General features: G+C 42.3%; 20 protein-coding genes and 1 other annotated feature. Of the genes, 3 read left to right on the top strand and 17 right to left on the bottom strand.

Annotated elements, in window-relative coordinates; all coding sequences use genetic code 11:
- Positions 1–9 precede the first annotated feature (9 nt).
- From JOC33_RS19415 to zapA, 4 genes are all read right to left on the bottom strand, one after another.
- A complete protein-coding gene (locus tag JOC33_RS19415; protein WP_205094331.1) occupies positions 10–2,346 on the bottom strand; it encodes an endonuclease MutS2 in 2,337 nt (778 codons plus the stop codon).
- 14 nt (positions 2,347–2,360) lie between these two features.
- Entirely contained in the window at positions 2,361–4,088 is a 1,728-nt protein-coding gene (polX, locus tag JOC33_RS19410) for a DNA polymerase/3'-5' exonuclease PolX (protein WP_205094330.1), read from the bottom strand.
- A 238-nt stretch (positions 4,089–4,326) separates the two neighbouring features.
- Positions 4,327–4,875, bottom strand: a complete 549-nt coding sequence (locus tag JOC33_RS19405) for a CvpA family protein (protein WP_205094328.1) — start codon at positions 4,873–4,875, stop codon at positions 4,327–4,329.
- Entirely contained in the window at positions 4,868–5,191 is a 324-nt protein-coding gene (gene zapA, locus JOC33_RS19400; protein ID WP_205094325.1) for a cell division protein ZapA, read from the bottom strand. Before zapA ends, JOC33_RS19405 begins: the two co-directional genes overlap by 8 nt.
- Positions 5,192–5,323: 132 nt before the next feature.
- On the opposite strand from zapA, the gene rnhC reads away from it, so the two are divergent.
- Complete coding sequence (gene rnhC, locus JOC33_RS19395) at positions 5,324–6,253, top strand: ribonuclease HIII (RefSeq protein WP_205094324.1); 930 nt, start codon at positions 5,324–5,326, stop codon at positions 6,251–6,253.
- Positions 6,254–6,654: 401 nt separating this feature from the next.
- On the opposite strand, the gene pheT is transcribed toward rnhC, so the two are convergent.
- The 3 genes from pheT to JOC33_RS19380 all read right to left on the bottom strand — a co-directional run bounded on the left by pheT (position 6,655) and on the right by JOC33_RS19380 (position 11,230).
- Positions 6,655–9,081 (bottom strand): phenylalanine--tRNA ligase subunit beta, encoded by a 2,427-nt coding sequence (gene pheT, locus JOC33_RS19390; RefSeq protein ID WP_205094322.1) that lies wholly within the window; start codon positions 9,079–9,081, stop codon positions 6,655–6,657.
- Between the two features lie 15 nt (positions 9,082–9,096).
- Positions 9,097–10,128: a phenylalanine--tRNA ligase subunit alpha gene (gene pheS / locus JOC33_RS19385; protein WP_205094320.1), complete on the bottom strand. Its 1,032-nt coding sequence runs from the start codon at positions 10,126–10,128 to the stop codon at positions 9,097–9,099.
- A 355-nt stretch (positions 10,129–10,483) separates the two neighbouring features.
- A complete protein-coding gene (locus JOC33_RS19380) occupies positions 10,484–11,230 on the bottom strand; it encodes a TrmH family RNA methyltransferase (protein ID WP_338054561.1) in 747 nt (248 codons plus the stop codon).
- A 100-nt stretch (positions 11,231–11,330) separates the two neighbouring features.
- Between JOC33_RS19380 and sspI the strand changes: the two genes are divergently transcribed.
- Positions 11,331–11,549 carry a small acid-soluble spore protein SspI gene (gene sspI / locus JOC33_RS19375; protein WP_205094318.1) on the top strand — a complete coding sequence of 73 codons (219 nt, stop codon included), beginning with the start codon at positions 11,331–11,333 and terminating at the stop codon, positions 11,547–11,549.
- Between the two features lie 98 nt (positions 11,550–11,647).
- Here the strand turns inward: sspI and JOC33_RS19370 are convergent, their stop codons facing one another.
- Entirely contained in the window at positions 11,648–12,733 is a 1,086-nt protein-coding gene (locus tag JOC33_RS19370; protein WP_205094316.1) for a M42 family metallopeptidase, read from the bottom strand.
- 79 nt (positions 12,734–12,812) lie between these two features.
- Positions 12,813–13,298 (bottom strand): dUTP diphosphatase, encoded by a 486-nt coding sequence (locus JOC33_RS19365; RefSeq protein WP_338054560.1) that lies wholly within the window; start codon positions 13,296–13,298, stop codon positions 12,813–12,815.
- A gap of 137 nt (positions 13,299–13,435) precedes the next feature.
- Here JOC33_RS19365 and JOC33_RS19360 point away from each other — a divergent pair, with 137 nt between their 5' ends.
- A complete protein-coding gene (locus tag JOC33_RS19360) occupies positions 13,436–13,852 on the top strand; it encodes a sigma-w pathway protein ysdB (RefSeq protein WP_205094314.1) in 417 nt (138 codons plus the stop codon).
- A 15-nt stretch (positions 13,853–13,867) separates the two neighbouring features.
- Here JOC33_RS19360 and JOC33_RS19355 read toward each other — a convergent pair whose 3' ends face one another.
- The 8 genes from JOC33_RS19355 to dnaI form a co-directional block, all read right to left on the bottom strand.
- The gene (locus tag JOC33_RS19355; protein ID WP_205094312.1) at positions 13,868–14,440 is read right to left on the bottom strand and encodes a TVP38/TMEM64 family protein; all 573 of its coding nucleotides are present in this window, start codon (positions 14,438–14,440) and stop codon (positions 13,868–13,870) included.
- A gap of 626 nt (positions 14,441–15,066) precedes the next feature.
- A complete protein-coding gene (locus JOC33_RS19350; protein WP_205094310.1) occupies positions 15,067–15,837 on the bottom strand; it encodes a TerC family protein in 771 nt (256 codons plus the stop codon).
- 270 nt (positions 15,838–16,107) lie between these two features.
- Complete coding sequence (gene rplT, locus JOC33_RS19345; RefSeq protein ID WP_062447185.1) at positions 16,108–16,464, bottom strand: 50S ribosomal protein L20; 357 nt, start codon at positions 16,462–16,464, stop codon at positions 16,108–16,110.
- A gap of 41 nt (positions 16,465–16,505) precedes the next feature.
- On the bottom strand, positions 16,506–16,703 hold the full coding sequence (rpmI, locus tag JOC33_RS19340) for a 50S ribosomal protein L35 (RefSeq protein ID WP_205094308.1): 198 nt from the start codon (positions 16,701–16,703) through the stop codon (positions 16,506–16,508).
- Positions 16,704–16,738: 35 nt separating this feature from the next.
- On the bottom strand, positions 16,739–17,242 hold the full coding sequence (infC, locus tag JOC33_RS19335) for a translation initiation factor IF-3 (RefSeq protein WP_205094306.1): 504 nt from the start codon (positions 17,240–17,242) through the stop codon (positions 16,739–16,741).
- Positions 17,243–17,322: 80 nt separating this feature from the next.
- Positions 17,323–17,453: a sequence feature (ribosomal protein L20 leader region), on the bottom strand.
- A gap of 176 nt (positions 17,454–17,629) precedes the next feature.
- Positions 17,630–19,576 carry a threonine--tRNA ligase gene (thrS, locus tag JOC33_RS19330; protein WP_205094304.1) on the bottom strand — a complete coding sequence of 649 codons (1,947 nt, stop codon included), beginning with the start codon at positions 19,574–19,576 and terminating at the stop codon, positions 17,630–17,632.
- 406 nt (positions 19,577–19,982) lie between these two features.
- A complete protein-coding gene (gene ytxC / locus JOC33_RS19325; protein ID WP_205094302.1) occupies positions 19,983–20,831 on the bottom strand; it encodes a sporulation protein YtxC in 849 nt (282 codons plus the stop codon).
- Between the two features lie 103 nt (positions 20,832–20,934).
- Positions 20,935–21,867 (bottom strand): primosomal protein DnaI, encoded by a 933-nt coding sequence (gene dnaI, locus JOC33_RS19320; RefSeq protein WP_205094300.1) that lies wholly within the window; start codon positions 21,865–21,867, stop codon positions 20,935–20,937.
- Positions 21,868–21,881: the final 14 nt, after the last annotated feature.

Genomic DNA, 21,881 nt, shown 5'->3' with positions numbered 1-21,881 from the left:
CCCCCTCTATCAGCCTAACTCAAGAACAGTGACTCCGCCACCGCCTTCATTCATACCACCGGAGCGGTGTGAAGTGATGGAGCGATGATTTTTTGCAAAGCTTTCCACACCTGTCCGAAGAGCGCCTGTTCCTTTACCGTGAATGATCGAAACGCGTGGATAACCTGCAAGAATGGCGTCATCTATATATTTTTCCAGCTGATTCATCGCCTCCTCATAACGCTCACCTCGGAGGTCCAATTCTGTTTTTACATGATATCCCTTCCCCTTGACGGTCGCCATAGGCTTTTCTTTCAGTGGCTGCTGTGATTTTACATACTCTAAATCTTTTCGTTTCACTTTCACCTTCATAATGCCGACATTGACTTGATACTCGTTGTCACTGATTTTTTCGCTGACTGTTCCAGTCTGATTAAGCTTTAAAAGCTTTACCTCGTCGCCTTGTTTCAACTCGCGGGTAACAGGGCTCTTTTTTTCTGCTTTATCTGGTTTCTGTTTCGCCAGATTCGGCTTGGTCTCGTCCAATTGCTTTCTTGCTTCGATCCATTCATGCTCCTTAAAATTATTTCTGCTCCGAAGGTCTTTCACAATTTCTTCTGCCTCCATACGGGCCTGTTCGATAGCTTTTTCTGCTTTTCGTTCTGCCTTCTCGTATAGTTTATTACGTTTTTCTTCAAACTCTGCCCATACATTGTGCAGTTCTTGATGCAATTCAGTCGCCTGTTTCAGTATTTCTTCTGCTTCTTCAAAATCTTTTTCTGCCTGCCGAGTGGATGTTTCCAAGGAAGCAATCATATTTTCTACACTTTTTGAATCAGTACCAATATGACCTTTGGCTGTCTCGATTACCTGCTCATCAAGTCCGAGACGGCGCGAAATTTCGAACGCATTACTCCTCCCTGGCACACCTATCAATAACCTGTATGTTGGTTTTAACGTCTTTATATCAAACTCAACGGACGCATTAATAACACCCTCCCTATTATAACCATAAGCCTTCAATTCAGGGTAATGGGTAGTAGCGATGACCCGCGCATTCCGGCTTACTACCTCATCTAGGATAGACATAGCCAGAGCCGCTCCTTCCTGCGGGTCAGTTCCTGCTCCAAGTTCATCAAACAGTACTAGGGTCCGGTCATTGACATGCTTAAGGATATCGACAATATTGGTCATGTGAGAAGAAAAAGTACTCAAACTCTGTTCAATCGATTGTTCATCACCGATATCGGCGTACACATTTTCAAACACAGCCAATTCACAGCCATCCAGGGCAGGAATCTGTAGTCCTGATTGAGCCATCAGGGTACACAGACCGACCATTTTCAAGGTGACTGTTTTCCCCCCGGTGTTTGGCCCGGTTATAACAATGGAGGTAAAATCCTCTCCTAATTCAATGTCATTAGCGACGACTTCATCCTGCTCAATCAATGGATGCCTTGCTTGTCTCATTTTAATGATGCCCTGGTCATTCATCAGAGGCATAGCGGCTTTCATCGACTGGCCGAGCTTAGCCCTTGCAAACATGAAATCTATTGTGGTCAGGATGGAAACATTCTCATACAAATAAGCTTCATCAACAGCGATAGCTTCGGAAAGTTCTTTAAGTATACGATCAATCTCATGTTTTTCCTGGACTTTTGCTTCCTGCAATTGATTATTTAAATCCACGACAGATTGTGGTTCTATAAACAAAGTCGCACCGGAAGAAGATTGATCATGGACAATACCGCCGACAGCTCCCTTGTATTCCTGTTTGACAGGAAGAACATAACGCTCATTACGGATAGTTACAATCGGCTCAGACAGCATTTTGCTTTTGGATTTTGTATAAGCGTCCATTTTGTCACGGATCCTGCTTTCATACGTACGCATTCGAGAACGAACCGTGCGTAACTTATCAGAAGCACCATCCATCACATGGCCGTGGTCATCAATGCAACCTCTGATCCGGCGCTCCAACTCATTTAATGGCACGAGGTTTCCGACCAGTTCCCGTAAGATTGGCAAATCTGGTTCTTCCATTTCTTCTATGAAACGCTTTATTTGTTTACCTCCATATATGGTGGAAGCTATATCCAAACACTCGACAGGACTGAGTGTCCCACCTATTATCGTCCGCTTAATACTTGGCTTAATATCAAATATCCCGCCTAAAGGAACTTCTCCCTTCAGTCGAAGAACCTGAGTGGCTTCATCTGTCTCTTTTTGCCATTCTTTCACTTGTTCCAGGCTGGTCGATGGCTTCAATGCTAATGCTTTTTCTTTTCCCAGGCTGGATGCAGCGTGCCTTGCCAGCCGTTCAATAACTTTCCTATATTCTAAAACATGAAAAACACGTTGGTTCATGAGTGAATTCCCCTTTATAACTTTGCTTTACGCTCAAATAATTTCATCAGTTCATCCTTCTTCCAGGTATTAATGACATTTTCTTTTGTGAGCCATCCTTTTCTCGCCGCTCCGATTCCAATCCTCATATGATCAAGCATGGGATAATTATGAGCATCCGTATTTATTGCTAATTTCACGCCGGCTCTCTGGGCTTTTATCAAGCTTTCCCAATTAAGATCTAACCTGTTCGGATTTGCATTGAGCTCAAGAACCGTACCTGTCTCGGCAGCTTTCTCGATCAACTTTTCCAAGTTAACCTGGTATCCTTTCCTTCTCCCAATCAGACGGCCGGTAGGATGTGCGATCATATGGACATGAGGGTTTTCCATAGCGTTTACCAGTCGATTCATGATTTTCTCTTCCGCTTGATTGAAACTGGAATGGATGGAAGCAATGACAAAGTCCATTTCTTTAAGAAATTCATCATCGAAATCCAAAGAACCATCGGGCAGTATATCCATTTCTATACCAGCGAAAATGTGGAAATTATCAAATTCCTTATTTAATTTATCGATTTCTTTCCTTTGTTTCCTGAGCCGGGTTTCATCCAGTCCATTGGCGACACGTAAAAATTTAGAATGATCTGTGATGGCAATGAATTCGTATCCTTTTTCTCTTGCCTTTTCCGCCATTTCTCTAATTGACTGTGCTCCATCACTCCAAGTACTGTGCATATGAAGATCACCGCGAATATCTTTTTCTTCGACTAATGAAATTTTCTCGTCTACCGCTTTTTCTATTTCACCTAAATTTTCCCTGACTTCAGGGGGAATCCAATGAAGACCAAAGTGTTCAAAAAATGCTTGTTCTGTTTTAAAGGTGAGCACTTCCCCTGTCGTACTATTTTCTACTCCATATTCGCTTATTTTTTCATTGTTTTCTTTTGCCCTCTGACGCATGGCCACATTATGGTCCTTAGACCCTGTAAAATGATGAAGCGTTGTTGCAAATTCATTCGGCTTAACTATCCTGAAATCTATATTTATATCATAACCTTCGTTGACAACTATGGATACCTTTGTCTCTCCAGAGGCAATCACTTCCTCGATATCCTCGTATTCGAGTAACTCATCCCGGGTTTTTGCTGCCTCTTCCGAAACAACAATGAAATCCAGATCCTTGATTGTCTCCCGCATTCGTCGAAGGCTTCCGGCACGAGAATATTTTTTTACAGTTTTAAGGCTTTCCAAATAGCCTTCTATCTTCTCCGCTAATGGAAGCATCATAGAAATAGGAAGACGTTCTGGTCTGGTATCAGCGTCCTCTACAGCTTGAATAATTTTTTCAGCAGTCTTTTTGCCGAAACCTTCCAGCTTTTCGACTTCCCCATTTTCACATACTTTTTTTAAGGAAGCTGCATCGGTAACCCCCAGCTCTTTATAAAGCTTAGATAACTTTTTGCCGCCCAAGCCCGGAAGATCCAGAAGGGGCACCAATCCTCGCGGAATTTCTTCCTGCAATTGATTTAATGTATCTGAATATCCATCTACAATATACTCTTCAATAACTTCTGCCGTACTTTTTCCAATACCTTTCATTTTCTTGAAATCTTCTATTTCTCCCAAGGATCGCTCGTCCTGTTCAAGTGCCTGGGCTGCTTTTCGGTATGCGGAAACCTTGAAAGGGTTTTCTCCCTTCAATTCTAAATAGACTGCTATTTCTTCCAGTAATTTTATGACTTTCTTTTTATCGACGGTCATCGTGTCGGCTCCTTTCAAATATGCTTTGAACTTTCCACGTTTCCTTTTAACCAAAATCCAGTGGTTTCTGGTTTTAATGAATGAGTAAACTTTAAACCCGTTAATAATGGAGAGTGTTCGGCTGATGCAGCAACCTAATAAATAGAAATGTACCAGCATGTGCCAATTGAAATTTCCAAATTCACTCAAAAAACAAAATACCTTTAAAGAAAAAACTTCTCCATTATATAGAGAAGTTTTACCATAGTGCTGCTACATGTTCGAACCAAATTTTCTTAAGCTGTTCGGTAAACATCGGAGTATGTTCTACTATTGTCTGGGCAATAAAAGAATTATCGAGGGCGTTCTGGACAAAAGCAATTGGTAACAGAGCTCCCAGCGACAATAGGAGGAATAAAATGAGATAAGTTTCGATGAAGCCAAGTAATCCTCCTAGCAACCCATTCAATGTTTTCAAGATAGGCAAATCAGCAACAAAGTCTAGCATAGAAGCAATAATTTGCATGATAATTTTTACTGCAAAAAATAACAGGGCAAATGCTACGGCATTATAGAACGCTGTCTCCAAAGGCAAATTTTCCAGAAATATCGCCCACTGGGTTCCTTCGGGCAAATCAGGATATGGTATCCATAACCTTAAACGGTCTGCAAATGTATCGTAATATAGGACTGCAACGACAAAAGCGGCTATAAAACCGACGATGTGGAACAGTTGCAGGATAAACCCTCTTCGCAGTCCGTTTAATATTCCAAAAATCAACAGAATAATAAGTATTAAATCAGTCATCTTGTTTTCGTTCCTTTTCTTTGATGTTTTTCAGTTCTTCTAATATTTTATTGTGTTCTTCCTTTAAGGCTATGTAATCGTTCATGGTATTTACAGCAGTGAGCACTGCCAGCCTGGATGTGTCCAACGACCGATTGGAGGCCTGGATTTCTCTCATTTTCTGATCGACCATGCTCGCTACAAGTTTCACACGTTTGGATGATTCTTGACCAACGATTGTATATGATCGGTTGAAGATTTCAACCGTTGTCCGTTTTTTTTCTTTGTCTGACTGGGACACACTGATCCCCCCTAACAATAAAATCCTAAAATTCATATTAACACGAAGCTCAAAAATAAGGAAACCAAACCTATCCTGATAATAATAGGTTCTGTCTTATTCTGTCGTCTGTTATACTAATTTTATCATAAATTGGCAACTACATATTGTCAGATTGCGAGGAATCATATGGGACAAGTTGTTTTGAAATTGACAAAAGACAAAATCCAGGAAATGAAATCACATTATAAAAATCAGCTGGCACCAAGCATACCACAAGCTGCAGTGTTCGTAGCTAAGACCCCATATAGTACAATTACTGCCTACCAGTCAGGCAAAGTTTTGTTTCAAGGGAAAGATCCAGAAAAAGAAGCTGCTCAATGGGGGCTGACCAACACTTCAAATACAAGAGAAAAGATTACTAAGCCTGTACATGAATTCCATCCACCTGAAACGTTATTTCATAGCTCTCATATTGGTTCTGATGAAGCTGGAACTGGTGATTATTTCGGTCCTATCACAGTGGCCGCGGCTTATGTAAAAAAAGAACATGTGGCATTATTGAAAGAGTTAGGAGTTAAAGACTCTAAACACCTGACGGATGAGGTCATAAGGAAAATTGCTAAGGATATTCTCCATTTGGATATACCCTACACATTACTAAAACTCAATAACAGGAAGTATAACCAGTTACAAGCAAAGGGTTGGAGTCAGGGAAAAATGAAAACAATGTTACACCACCACGCCCTTGAAAAACTCCTCGAAAAAATACAGCCTGAACACCCTGAAGGTATTTTGATTGATCAATTCTCCCAACCAAATGTATACAAACGCCACCTTGCAACAGAAGGAAACAAACTCCAGGAAAATGTTTATTTCATGACTAAAGCGGAGAGCTATTCTATTGCTGTTGCAGCGGGATCAATCCTTGCAAGGGCCAGTTTTGTCAAAGCTATGGAAGACATTTCCAAAGAGCTGAGAATGGATATTCCAAAAGGTGCGTCCCAAAAAGTGGACAGGGCAGCAGCAGCAGTTATCAGTAAATTCGGAAAAGCCAAACTTCAGGACGTAGCAAAAGTCCACTTTGCTACTACACAAAAAGCAGATAAATTTCTTTAAAAAGAAGTGGAAGCGTCTTGCACACCCTTGACCAGCTTAAAAACAAGCTGAAGGGAATCAGCTGTAAAACGTTATTTACCCATCCATTTTTATAATTTCTAGACAGCAATAAAAAAGTGATTTTCTTTTTAATCAAAGAAAATCACTTTTTTTAATTGGCTGTGTTGATTCCACAATAAGCGATCGGTGGTGACGCCTGAGGGACCAGTGCGAGCCGAAAATTCACTTGGTCAAGCGACCTTCTTGACCAAGAAGGCTTGAGGCCGTGCCCGCGGCAAGCATCCACCGACAAGCGATTCTTGAGAATCAACCTAAGACTTTAACAACTCTTTTAATTATAAAGGAACTTTCATTAGCCTCATAGCTTCCTAGTGGCTCATAACATTTCCATTTAATACAGACTATCCTCTTAATTCAGCCAGATGCTTCTCTTTGACTGCATCGAGGATTTTTTTATGAGCTTTTTCAACTTCTTCATCTTTGAGTGTACGATTCGGATCCATATACAACAGACTATAAGCAATTGATTTTTTACCATCCTGCAAATGTTCACCTTGATAAACGTCAAAAATCTCCACATCTTTAATCAGCGGGCTTCCTGCTTCTAAAATAGTGGTGGTGATAGCTCCTGCTTGCTGGGATTCATCGACTACCAGTGCAATGTCTCTTTTGATAGAAGGGAATCTTGGAATTGCCTGAAAAGCTTCTTCTTTTTGGTATTGTTTGAACATTTTTTCTGCATTCAGATCGAACACATAGGTTTCCTTCAAGTCAAGCTCCTGCTGAAGCTTTGGATGCACCTGACCAAAGAAGCCTATGGTTTCACCGTTCAGTAATACTTCAGCAGTTCGACCCGGATGCATATCAGGATACCTTGAAGCGTGATACGTTAGAGGAATATCAAGCTTTTCAGCCAGCCCTTCTATAATCCCTTTAACAACATAGAAGTCAATCGCTTTCTTTTCCTGCTGCCATGGATGAACATGCCAGTTGCCCGTCATAGCACCGGCTAATCGCAGCTGTTCTTCCGGCTGCTTGGTTACGTGTTCTTCTTCACTAATGAAAACACTTCCCAGTTCATAATAAGCAAGATCATTCTGTTTCCTTGCAACATTATAGGAAAGTGACGCGAGGAGCTCCGGAAGAATACTCAAACGGAGATGGCTGTGTTCCTCACTCATCGGCATGGCAAGCCTCACAGGAGATTTCGCACGGTCAGCCACTTCCCGGCTTGTAAGCTGGCTGGCCCGGCTTTCCCTGGTTAAAGAATACGTAATTGTTTCATTAAGACCCGCACCTTCGAGATAAGCTTTTACTTTTCGTTTCAGCTGCTGATAAAGAGTAAGTCCGCCTGCTTGGGACTCACCTTCTGGCAGCGTGAATGGTAAGTTATCATACCCATAAATTCGGGCAACTTCTTCCAGCATATCTTCAAAGAGGTACACATCACCTCTGCGCGTTGGCACGATAACCTTAAATGTGTCGCCATCCTGTTTGTAATCGAATTGCAGCCGTCTTAATATGTCTCCAATCTTTTCATTGGAAATCTCCGTTCCGAGACGGTTATTGATTCGAGTTGTTGTGATGTGCACTTCCTGTGGAGCCCGATCGAGTTCATCGAATTCTACTACTCCTTTTAACACTTTTCCTTGTGCATAATTTTCTAATAATTCACATGCTTTTTCCCCTGCACGTCTTACACGGTTAGGATCAACACCTTTTTCAAAACGTGTACTTGCTTCACTTCTCAACCCATGATCCTTTGAGGAAGTACGGACGGCAGCCGGATTAAATAAAGCAGCTTCCAAAAGAATGGTTTGGGTGTTATCGTCCACTTCTGAGTCAGCACCACCCATTACTCCCGCAATTGCCACAGGTTCTTTTCCATTTGTTATGACCAGGTGATCTTCGTTTAATGACCGTTCTTGATCATCGAGAGTAGTAATTTTTTCCCGGTTTTCTGCACGTCTGACGACTACTTCCGATGAGCCGAATTTCTCCAGATCAAAAGCATGCAGCGGCTGCCCATATTCGAGCAATACATAGTTAGTAATATCAACGACATTATTGATAGGGCGTACTCCTGAGGCAATCAAGCGGTTCCTGATCCACAGAGGAGACGGACCAACCTTGACATCCTTAATCACAAACGCCCCGTAATAAGGATTGAGGTCGGGTGCATCCACTTTTACCGATATATGTTCAGAGGCACGCTCAGTGATCGGGTGGACTTCTTCCTCAGCAGGCGTGAATGGCTGGTCCAGAATCGCCGCCACTTCATACGCAACTCCGAGCATACTTAAACAATCTGCACGATTTGGGGTAAGACCAAGTTCAATGATTACGTCGTTTAAGTTCAAAAGGGGGACAGCATCCGCCCCAATCTCAACGTTTTCCTGAAAAACGAAAATTCCATCAGTAAATTCTTTTGGTACATCCTTCTCATCGATTCCCAACTCCTGAAGGGAACATATCATTCCGTTCGATTCTACGCCACGGAGTTTTGCTTTTTTAATTTTGAAGTTGCCAGGCAAGACAGCACCAGGCTTTGCGACCACCACTTTTTGCCCTTCTGCAATATTCGGGGCACCACAAATGATCTGTAATATTTCATCGCTGACATCTACCTTACATAGACTTAATTTATCTGCATTAGGATGCTGTTCACAGCTTAGCACATGACCTACTACGACATTTTCCAATTTTTCGGCAACGGGAATAACGCTTTCCACCTCTATACCGGTTTTAGTGATCAGTTCCGCCAGGTCTTCTGGGGTATGTTCATCAATATCTACATATTGTTTCAGCCAATTAAGTGAGACTAACATGATTCAGACACTCCTTTAAACTTTATGGTATTGTTTCAAGAATCGGATATCGTTGGTATAGAAATGACGGATATCATCCACTCCATACTTAAGCATAGCGATACGCTCCGGCCCCATGCCAAATGCAAAACCGGAGTAAACGTCCGGATCATACCCTGCCATTTCAAGTACATTCGGATGCACCATACCAGCACCAAGAATTTCAATCCACCCTGTTCCTTTACATACTGAGCAGCCTTTTCCGTCACAGACTTTACAGGAAATATCCATCTCGACAGAAGGCTCCGTAAATGGGAAAAAGCTTGGTCTTAGACGAATATCGCGTTCTGAACCGAACATCTGCTTGGCAAAAGTGTTCAAAACCCCTTTCAGGTCGCTCATCCTGACGTTTTTGTCAACGAGCAGGCCTTCTACCTGTGTGAACTGGTGGGAATGTGTAGCATCATCCGTGTCTCTCCGATAAACTTTACCAGGGCAAATCATTCGCACAGGTTCGCCATCCTTCTGCTTCATTGTCCTCGCCTGTACAGGAGATGTGTGGGTCCGCAGCAAAAGCTCTTCTGTAATATAAAAAGAGTCCTGCATATCACGTGCTGGATGACCTTTCGGAAGATTCAAAGCTTCAAAATTATAATAATCGGTCTCTACCTCAGGACCTTCTTTTATTTCAAAGCCCATACCGATGAACAAATCCTCAATCTCTTCCAATATATTAGTCAACAGATGGGGACCGCCAACCTGTACAGGTCGACCCGGAAGAGTGACATCCAGCTTTTCTTCTTCCAATTGCTTATCTAAGGCAGCTTCTTCAAGGGAATTTTGCTTTGAATCAATGGCATCCTGGATGTGCTCGCGTACTTCATTTGCTAATTGCCCAATTACAGGACGTTCTTCTTTGGATAGTCTCCCCATTCCTCTGAGCACTTCGGTAATTGGCCCCTTCTTACCTAGATATGCAACTCGTACATCCTGCAATGCCTTAGTATCTTCTGCCAGCTGAACTTTCTCCAGGGCTTCCGTTTCTAATTCCTTCAATTGTTCTTTCATGTTCTCTTCCTCCTTCTTCTAACTACTTTTAAAGAACCACTTACTTTATCAAAATAAAAAAGCCCCATCCCTGGTAAAAGGGACGAGACTTTTGCCTCCGCGGTACCACCCTTGTTGATGCACCTTACGTGCACCCACTCATGCTTGATAACGGACTGGACGTCCGGAACACCTTTATAGTTGGTGTCAGCTCCAGAGTGAAGGTTCAATGGCCACCACGATGGGAGTGCTCGCAGTCCATGGCACTCCTTCCCTGTATCGTTTCTGTGAACATCTACTGACTCGTTCATAGCTGTTCAATTATTCCGATATGACTATCTATATATTATAGAAAATGAATCGAGTGCTTGCAAGACTATTTTTTCATATGGTACATCAGTATACCAGCTGCAATAGCGACATTTAATGATTCAGCCTTGCCGTAAATCGGTATATAAACGCTTTTATCGGCAAGTTTTAACAGTTCTTCCCGGATTCCGGCGCCTTCATTCCCAACAATCAACGCTGATTTTTCCGGGACGGTGAGCTTCTTGTAAGGACTTGCATCTTTCAAGGCTGAGGCCCAAATTGTTAAGCCCTGTTTCTTTAAATGAGGAATCCATTCCTCCAGTGTTCCCTGCTGGATGGGAAGATGAAACAATGATCCTTGCGTTGCCCTGATGACTTTTTCATTAAACACATCAACGGAACCTTTTCCTATTATAACACCATCAAAGCCAGCCGCATCAGCCGTTCTGATCAAAGTACCAAGATTCCCAGGGTCTTGTACACCGTCTGTAAGGAGGATATTTTCAAGAGAAGAAAATTCGAAATGCTTCACCTCGATTATAGCTGCAATACCCTGTGGAGTTTCTGTTTCTGTGATCGCCGAAAAAACATCATTAGAAACGTGTGTGATCTTATTGGTAAATCCTTTCCAATCCACAGGGAAGCTGGTATCTTCCCTCACTATGAGCTCCACTATTTCCCATTCACTTTGAAACGCTTCCTCAACAAGATGGAAACCTTCAACTATAAAATGCTTCGCAGCTTCCCGGTATTTCTTTTTTTTCAACTTATTCCATTGCTTTACTTTTTGATTTTGTATGGAAGTTATCATCATTTTACCTCTTTTTTCAACATCTTATTAGTCCATCATACATATTTCTCTTTCTAAAGGTCAAACTAATGTTAGAAATTAGTATAATAAAGGAGAGTAAACCATGAATTTGAATTTAAGAGAAGCAATTCTGTCTAATATTTCCGGCAACAGCTCCGAACAAATTGAAGCGACAATCGTAGATGCTATCCAAAAAGGGGAAGAAAAAATGCTTCCTGGTCTTGGTGTTTTGTTCGAATTGCTCTGGCAGGAGTCAAGTGAGCAGGACAAGCAGGAAATGCTTGAAGCGCTTGAACAAAGTGTCCAAAATAAACCTCAATAAATAGTTAGAGGTATGCTCCTGCTAATCTTCACCTGGTCAATTTTTTTATACAATCCAAATATAAAGCCGTCTCCCTAAAGGGGGACGGCTTTTGTATGTCAGCTGAATGTTATTTCTTTCACTGTATCCGCATCAAGCTTCTTGATTACTTCCACAATCAATTTCACTGCATTCTCAAAATCATCCCGATGAAGCATTGCTGCATGGGAATGAATGTATCGGGTAGCAATAGTAATGGAAAGTGCCGGCACTCCGTTATGAGTCAGATGGATAGCACCTGAATCCGTTCCACCGCCTGCGATAGAATCAAACTGGAATGGAATTTCTTTTTCTTCTGCCGTGTCAACGACAAAGTCGCGCAGCCCCTTATGGGAAACCATCGATGCGTCGTAAAGAATAATCTGAGGTCCGTCCCCCATCTTACTTGACGCATCCTTGTCTGAAACGCCTGGTGTATCGCCAGCAATACCAACATCGACTGCAAACCCGATGTCTGGATTGATGGAGTGAGCTGAAGTACGAGCACCTCGAAGGCCAACTTCCTCCTGGGCAGTACCTACTCCATAAACGACGTTTGGATGTTTTGCGTCCTTAAGTTGTTTCAGTACCTCAATGGCAATCGCACAACCGATGCGGTTATCCCATGCTTTGGCAAGGAGCATTTTTTCATTCTTCATTTGAGTGAACTCAAAATAAGGTACGATAGAATCACCAGGACGTACCCCGAATTCTTTTGCTTCCTCTCTGCTGGAGGCACCAATATCAATGAACATATCCTTGATTTCCACCGGTTTTTTGCGCGCATCTGCCGGAAGGATATGCGGAGGCTTGGATCCTATTACCCCGGTGACGTCTCCTTCACGAGTCATGATAGTGACACGCTGTGCCAGCATGACCTGACTCCACCAGCCGCCAACCGTCTGGAAATAAATATAACCGTGATCATCAATTCTTGTTACCATAAAACCGACCTCATCCAAATGTCCAGCAACCATGACCTTAGGCCCGTTCTCTTCGCCGACTTTCTTTGCGATCAAACTGCCCAGATTGTCTGTAAACACTTCATCCGCATAAGGAGTGATGTATTTTTCCATTACATCACGTGCTTCTTTTTCATGACCCGGAATTGCTTTTGCATCTGTAAGGTCCTTCAACATGGTCAATGTTTCATCTAACTTAGCCATATGTAACTTTCCCCCTTCAAATTATTCACTTTTCCATTATATCTTTTTTACGGATAATTCACAAAAATTAGATGATTTCTCAATATCCGGTATCCTGTCTTTCATAGTTGACATTGTTTTTATCACAATAAGCCTTCACTATATCGTGCTCTGAAAATCCCAGGCCCATACCCAGCTTCAAAAATTGGTTGAACATTTCCTGATAATAATGCTCAGAAGCATTTGTTTTAAATGCGACGATATTTTCAAAAGTGTTATGAAATTCTGTTGTCAAATCTTCTCCGTCCTTCACTGACTTTGGCTCATAACGCACCCCAAGTTCCAATCCAAGCGAAAGGATGAAATGTAGCCCGTCCACATATTCTTCTAGAATTACTGACTTTTCACTTGCTTTCTTCTTACTCCAGAATTTAAAACAGCGTGTTTCATTAGCCAGTTCCCCTAGTTCGACCAGGAGAGCCATAACCTTCCTGTCGAACAGATCGTGATCTTCCAATTGTTGCTTTTCTTCAATATAGCGATCCAATTTTTCCTGCATCGCAAAAAGAGATTTCCATTCCATCATTTAACATCCTTTCACTGGTGCTGCAATTAATTTATACTGATTTTTCATTTTTCTATTATAAATGTATCATTTTATGAAACCAAAAGGGAATGTCATACGTAAATGAAGTAATTTAAGGAACGCAGGGGGATAAATCCATGGTTGTACTACTGTTCAGACTGCTAATTCTGATCGCAGTCATTTTCTTGATATATACCGCTTATAAATATTGGACAAGTCCCAGAAGAAAGCTGGATATTGCAACAACTAATAAGGTGTTTTACTTCCATGATGATATTCAAAATACAAAGCATAACTTTCTGGTAACTTATAAGGGGCATGTTTTTGAAGGGGAAAAGTATCTGGGCACCACCGAGAAAGCGTTTGAAGTCGTCAATATTAATGTATCCGCCAAAAACCCGAACACGATAAGAGGTCTGGAGCGGGAGGATATGTACTTCCTGGAAAAAGAGATACTAATCCGTTACCCCCATGCCGAAATTGAATGGAAATACCCTTTGAACCGGCTATTAATACAAAATGTTGTCGATGAAAGAAAAGACCCGCCCTTTTAACAGTAGCGGGTCTTTTCATGTATTAGGTTGGAAAAAATCATTCCAGGAGAGGATGTATTGCTTCCGGCGAAATAAAAAGGTGATGATTCCGAGCATAACCATAAATACAACCATCATGGGAATGGAAATTTTGGAAAGCCACTGCCCAACAGTCGTATACACAAACGCCAGCGGAAGGTTGGAGACAAAGGATGCTCTTACATATTCTTTAAAATCAGTACAGATTTCAATCAAACACAATGATAACAAGTGAAAATGGATAAAAGGAACAAGCCTCAAGACGGCTACCTGTCTCACTGTCAAAGAAGTATTCTTTTTCAGCATCTTATTCTTCAACCGTGTCAGCCTTTTCCACACTCCGGGAACTCCTTTAATAATCCTGTAGAATATCGTGCTAGATAAGGTTATTCCTATGACGGAATAAATCGTACCTGCTATGGCACCAAACAGCACTCCCCCTGAAATACACAATAAGACAACAGGTAAAAACAATAATGGACGAAACAGGTGAAAAGCAATGAATAAGAGCGGGGCATACCATCCACTGATCTCTAGCCAACCCACAAATCCCATTGCGAATTGCTCCATATTTACCCCCTCCTGACTAACATTCTATGAGCAGGAAAGAAGCAATATAACGTTTGGACAAGCACGTAATCCGGTTTATTTTACACGGGCACAAAAAAACGGCGGACTGAGCGAGACCACTGAAAAGTTCTTTCTAATCCGGAAGAGCTTTTAAAGTTTGTTGTTGATTCTCACGTATCGCTTAGCAATGAATGCTTGCCCGGGCACGGCTTTAAGCCTTCTTGGTCAGGAAGATCACTTGACCAAGTATATCTTCGGCTTGCGCTGTTCCCGCAGGCGTCACCACCAAACGCTCGTTGTGGAATCAACAGAGGTAAAATGAAAAAGAGTGATTTTCCTTGATTTGAGGGGGGAAAGTTACTTTTATTTATAACAAAAGCAGCCGGCTGGAACGATTTTATCGTCCATCCGGCTGTTTTTTTAGTCCATAACTCAAAAAGTCAGCAGTTCTTCGCCGTTTTTTCAATATCCCAGGGAGGTAAATAACCTTTTTACAGCGGGTTCCCTCCAGCTCCAGCGCCTACCCCCTCGAGGTCTTAAGCCGATCCCCTCTGTGACATAAAGCGTCACGGCGAGGCTTGGCTTAAGCTTGTCGGGGGTGTACGAGGCGCTTACGCTTTTGGACTTTAATTACTTTGCTCTGTTTCCCTTTTACCCGGAGCGAACCAGCCAATCAAAGCAATGGCAACTAATACTCCGTAGAATGTAAGCGTCCAGGCGGTACTGTGGGCAAAATGTTTATCCAGCACTCCTACATCCTCATGCGATAACGTGATGACAGCAAGCTTGACACCAACCCAGGCAACGATCGCATAAGCAGTTGTTTCAAGAGCAGGCCGCTTCTCCAGAAGCTGAACAAACCAGGTTGCTGCATACTTAATAAGGACCAAACCGGCAATACCGGCGATAACAACTACCATAAATTTACCGCCGTCCATACCTCCAAATTCAGGGAATGGAGAATTAGGAAGGGCAAGTGCCAGTGCTACTGCGGCTAATATGGAATCGATCGCAAATGCAACATCAGCCAGACCGATCTTAGCGACAGTCGGCCAGAAACCTTTCCCTGCCGCTTCCTCCTCCACTTCCTCTTCAATGTTCTCATTTTCTTTACCAAACTTAGCAGTGACCAGATGCTTTCCGCCTAGGTAGATGAGATATAAGGCACCGATAGCCTGTACCTGCCAGACATTTGCAATAAATGAAATAGCAAATAAAGCAGCAAAGCGGAACACAAAGGCCATGATTATCCCATAATTGATTGCGCGTTTTTTCTGATCACCCGGCAGGTGCTTAGCAATGACAGCCAATACCAGGGCGTTGTCTGCTGATAACAATCCTTCCAGTCCAATAAGTATCAATAAAGTCCAAGCATATTCCAACCAAATTGAATCCAAGTTAATTTCTCCTTTCTGAAAATAAAAATAGAGGCTATCACCATGTTAGTATGGCAAATGGCCCCTAAAAAATATAAAGACCTTTACCAATCATGGCAAAGGTCTTGCTAACAACGTCAAAGTCGCCAGTAATGCCGAGAGCTGATCCGCTCTGGAATGACGACATTACTGTAAAAGCTACTCCCCTTTTTCAACTATTAAAATATATCAATGCTTTGCATCAAAGTCAAGAAAAAACCGTTTCCTAAGAGGAAACGGTTTGGAAACGTTCTATTTAAGCGCAGACTTTGCTTTCTCGGCAAGGCTTGCGAAACCTTTTTCATCAGTAACTGCAAGATCAGCAAGAATCTTACGGTTCACTTCAATTCCTGCAAGTTTGAGGCCATGCATCATACGGCTGTATGAAATATCATTCATACGAGCAGCAGCATTGATTCGCGCAATCCACAGTTTGCGGAAATCGCGTTTTTTCTGACGACGGTCACGGTAAGCATACTGACCAGACTTCATTACTTGTTGTTTTGCTGTTTTGAAAAGTGCATGTTTTGAACCATAATAACCTTTTGCTAATTTAAGGACACGTTTACGACGTTGGCGTGTCACTGTTCCACCTTTTACACGTGGCATAGTAAATCCCTCCTATTTTGGATCCATAATTCTTGATGTGATTATTTTTTCGGCAGTAATTGCGCGATACGCTTCAAGTCGCCTTTAGAAACAAGAGCAGCCTTACGCAATTTACGTTTTTGCTTTTGGCTCTTATGAGCGAACATATGGCTAGTAAACGCGTGGGAACGCTTCACTTTTCCAGTACCTGTTTTTCTGAATCTTTTTTGAGAACCTTTATGGGTTTTCATTTTTGGCATGAGTAGTTCCTCCTTCTGCTTCATTCAAAGTTTGCTTATTTCTCATTTAATGGTGCCATCATCAAGAACATGCTGCGGCCTTCCATTTTTGGCTTGGTTTCCACCTGAGCGATATCCTTACATTCCTCAGCCATACGCTCAAGTACCTTTTGGCCAAGCTCCTTATGGGTAATCGCACGTCCACGGAAACGGACAGAAGCTTTTACCTTATCACCTTTTTCAAGGAATTTGCGGGCGTTACGCAGCTTCGTATTAAAGTCATGCTCTTCAATTCCAGGGCTTAGGCGCACTTCTTTAACCTTGATGGTTGTCTGTTTTTTGCGGGCCTCTTTTTCTTTCTTTTGCTGCTCGAAACGGTATTTACCGTAATCCATGATCCGACAGACAGGCGGTTTTGCATTTGGTGCCACCAGAACCAGGTCAAGATTCGCGTTCTGAGCGATTTCCAGTGCCTCTTGACGTGATTTTACACCAAGTTGGTCACCATTGTTATCAATGAGTCGTACTTCTCTTGCTCGTATCTTCTCATTAACGTTCATATTATCTTTGCTAATAACCAGCCACCTCCAAAATTTATTAGGAAAATAGTGAGATCTGTCATCGACAAGTCAGTTTTAAACCAATAAAAAAAGTGTCGGTACATAACAATGCACCCACACGTATCCCAATCGAGTTCAAAAAGGATTAGTGACCTGCCAACTGCTGTCATAGCGTCGATCAGGTGAGAAGCGGGTGCTTCTACTTGTCTCAGATCCGTTCTTCTGTTCACCTAAAATATACTATCATGGTTATATGGGACTGTCAAGGGTTAATAGTACGAGAGCCGGCAAACAGCTATACTGAGATTAACGAAAAATTTCTCTTTTGTCAAAATCAGAAGTAAAAGAGGAAATCTCCCTCATTTTTAGGGGGAGATTTCGCCAATATCATTTATTCAATAATTTTTGTTCAATTTCATTCTTTATTTCTGATTTGAAGGTAGATAAAGATTTAGTTTCAGAGTCTTTTTCCCCGTATCTGCGGACATTGACTCCGTTATTCTCCATCTCTTTATCCCCAACAACAAGAGCGAAAGGTACTTTCTGAACTTGGGCTTCCCTGATCTTATAACCGATTTTTTCATCACGCTCATCAACTTCCACGCGGACGCCTGCGTGACGAAGTTCATCTTCCACTTTTTTAGCGTAATCTAAATGGGCATTTGCAGACACTGGAATAATTTTAACCTGAACTGGGGCAAGCCATGTCGGAAAAGCCCCTTTGTATTCTTCGATTAAGAAAGCGACAAAACGTTCCATTGTCGAAACGACACCCCGGTGAATAACAACAGGACGATGGTCTTTTCCATCTTCACCCACATAAGTCAAATCGAACTTTTCAGGTAAATGGAAATCAAGCTGTACGGTTGATAGAGTTTCGTCTTTACCAAGGGCAGTCTTGACCTGTACGTCAAGTTTAGGGCCATAAAATGCTGCTTCCCCTTCAGCTTCCACGTAATCCACATCAAGTTCCTCCATAGTTTCCTTCAGCATCGCCTGGGCTTTTTCCCACATTTCATCATTGTCGACGTACTTTTCCTTATCCTCTGGATCACGGTAGGAAAGTCGGAAATAATAATCGCCGATGCCAAAGTCCCGGTATACAGCCTGAACAAGATGGACCACACGGATGAATTCCTCTTTAAGCTGATCCGGGCGACTGAAGATATGCGCATCGTTCAATGTCATCGCTCTAACACGTTGTAACCCTGCGAGCGCTCCAGACATTTCATGGCGATGCATTGTTCCCAGCTCAGCAATTCGCACTGGCAGATTTCGATAACTATGCAGCTGATTTTTATAAACCATCATATGGTGAGGGCAGTTCATCGGACGAAGCACTAGATCTTCATTATCCATTTCCATCACCGGAAACATGTCATCTTGATAATGATCCCAGTGACCGCTTGTTTTATATAGATCGACACTCCCCAATACCGGAGTATAAACATGATCATATCCAAGCCGTTCTTCAAGGTCGACAATATAACGTTCAATTGTTCTGCGGATGGTTGCCCCTTTTGGCAGCCATAGCGGAAGACCTTGGCCGACTTTTTGGTTCACAGTGAAAAGCTCTAGTTCTTTTCCAAGCTTACGATGGTCCCGTTCTTTCGCCTCCTCCAGCATACGGAGATATTCATCAAGCTGTCCTTGTTTTTCAAAGGCTGTCCCGTAAATTCGCTGGAGCATCTTGTTGTTACTATCACCACGCCAATAAGCACCCGAAATGCTCAGCAGCTTGAATATTTTGATTTTACTCGTCTGAGGTACATGAACCCCACGGCACAAATCAAAAAATTCTCCTTGCTTGTAAATAGTCACCTGTTCTCCTTCCGGAATATCATCTATCAGCTCCAGTTTCAAATCATCGCCTGCTTCCCGGTACATTTCCTTTGCTTCTTCCCGGGAAACTTCGATCCGTTCTACTTCCAGATTTTCATCAACAATGCGCTTCATTTCTTTTTCTATTTTTGGTAGATCCTCCGGGCTTAAGGCTTCCTCCATATCTATATCGTAATAGAAACCATTCTCGATGACTGGCCCTACTCCCAGTTTCACATCCCCATAAAGCCTTTTCAGCGCTTGAGCCATCAGGTGAGCAGTAGAGTGCCGCAGAACTTCCAAGCCTTCCGGGTTTTTATACGTGATGATTTCAATCTCACCATTTTGTTCAATGGGACGGCGTAAGTCGTAAGGTTCCCCATCCAACTTGATCGCCAGTGCCTGCTTCTTCAGGCCGGGAGAGATGTCTCCAGCGATTTCTTCCCCTGTTGTCCCTTTTGGGAATTCCTTTTTATTTCCGTCTGGAAAAATAATGTTGATTTGTTCAGACATTTTACACACTCCTTATTTTAAGTTGTCACGATTACCATCACCGAAGGGCTTACCAAGCTTTCCTATCAGTAACAGATGTTCAGAGCTTATTTAAAAACTAAAAAACGCCCATCCCTCTGCATATATAGCAAAGGGACGAGCGTTGACTCGTGGTTCCACCCAATTTTCCGCAAAAAAGGCTGCGGCTCTTCCTATCTTTAACGCAGACGGTACGCTCCCAGCTACTTATTCTTTCACAGAGAGTGTTCAAAGGTGGTGAACGGCAGTCCGTGTGGAGGAAGCTTTCAGCCGGTGACTTCCCTCTCTTTTCCATCGTCATCTGTCGTCCGTGTCCTTATCTTAACAGTGATGATATTTAGATATGTACGTATTATAGCTGTAGTCATCCTAGAAATCAAGCCTATTTTTATTGCATTGGCGAAGTGTGTTTAAATGGAAATGCGCTTAACGGTTTATAAATCGCTTTTTCCTGGAATATATTAATGATTGTTTGTATCTTGGGCTCAGACGGGTCGTTCCCATAAATGTACAGCTTTTCCGGCACATAAATCATTGTCGGAGCTATACTATGGTCATCTGCGTCTCCCGAGATGAACCTTACCGGCTCGGTTCTTAACAGCGCTTTTATTTCCATTTTTGTCAGTAACTTCCCATTGGAAAGATAAAAATGAAATTGTTTTTTTTGCAGTAAATGCAATTCCTTTACACGCGGTGGCTTTGCTGCCACATAACGGCGTATTGATTCCACCCACAATTGATAATCCTCTTCCCGTTTAAATTCATCAATTGCCGATCCAATGTAATCGAGAAGTAATGGACGCAGGGATTGTAAACAAAACGGCATTAAACCACTGAAATCCACTACACCGGATTCATGGACATGTTGATGAAAGAAATCTCTCATTACATTTCTATATGCCGGCAGGTCAACTCCGAGCTTTCTTCGCTGCTCTGCATCGTTTAACCAATCACATATTTCCAAAATTCGCCCGATTTCATCGGGATCCTGATAATAATAATGGGAACGGACCAACTGTTCATACCATTTAGGCACCCGATGCTTGTCCACAATTGTTATCAATATATCAATCAGTATCTCCTTTTCCACCTTGTCCCATTCTTCGCCGCTAAGCGCGACTTGATTTCCACCTTTATTATCACCTTTCCATTGCACTTGAAACTTTGCCCCTTGCTGCATGACGAAATCACAAAAGGAAATAGTCTCCTGTCTCGATAAAAAAAAGAAACGTATCATATCTGACCTGATCCCCCTCACAACAATCAATCTACTTCATTTATATGGTCAGGGGGATGAAAAAATGCCCGTACAGTTTTGGAAAAGTGTACGGGCTGGTGATTTAATGTCTTCTATTTTTTCCGTAAAGAGGGACTACTTCACTGACTTGCCTGACTCGTTCGATAATTCGAGAGGCTTTGACCAGTTCCACATCTCCTCTGGTACTTGTTGTAAACACTTCCTGCAGCTCTTTTAAGCTATAATTGGATGTGAAGAATACCGGCAGGCGCTCCATCATGCGATACTGTAAAATGGAACCTAACACCTCGTCACGAAACCATGCTGATTGAGATTCGGCACCAATATCATCAAGCATAAGTACTGGTACGGATTTGAATGCCTCTATTTTGCTGTTCAGGGAATCATCTTTAATGGAAGATTTCATTTCTCTGACAAATTCCGGCATATATATGATCATAGAAGCAATGTTTTTCTCGCTCAGCCGGTTGGCTACCGCTCCCAGAAAATAGGTTTTCCCGACTCCAAATGGTCCATGGAAATACAAACCCTTTGCAGGCAGTTCATCTTTTATATTTTCTAAATAGGCAACCATTCTTTCAATGGCTTCCGATCGTTTCTCCTCTTCGAGGTCCACCCGATCTAATGATGCTTCCAATATTTCTTTTGGCATATAGAGGCTTTTCACCAAAGATTGCTGTTTACGTTGCTGGTCTTCCCTTAATTTTCGAGGACACTTATCATAGGCAATGTGCACGTGTGACCCTTCTACATTAATATGGGGGACATGCCCTGGCAGCACATTGATACACTCACTGAGGGATGGACACTTCTCACAGCGTTTTGATTGGCTGTGATATTCATAAATCTTCATCAACTGGCGCTCTATTGCCTCATCATCCAATGATGGGTGCTGTTTTTTCAAAGCTGCGACTTCAGGAGAGGCCATCAGCTGCTGTTTAATTTTTATGAAATGACCCTTGAAGTTTTTGTTCTCCCGCATCCATTTTTTCAGCGAGGATTGTATGGATTCCATTATATATCCCACAC

The sequence above is a fragment of the Thalassobacillus pellis genome (assembly GCF_016908295.1).
Classification (GTDB): Bacteria; Bacillota; Bacilli; order Bacillales; family Halobacillaceae; genus Thalassobacillus; species Thalassobacillus pellis.
This window is presented reverse-complemented; position numbering and strand designations above follow the sequence as displayed.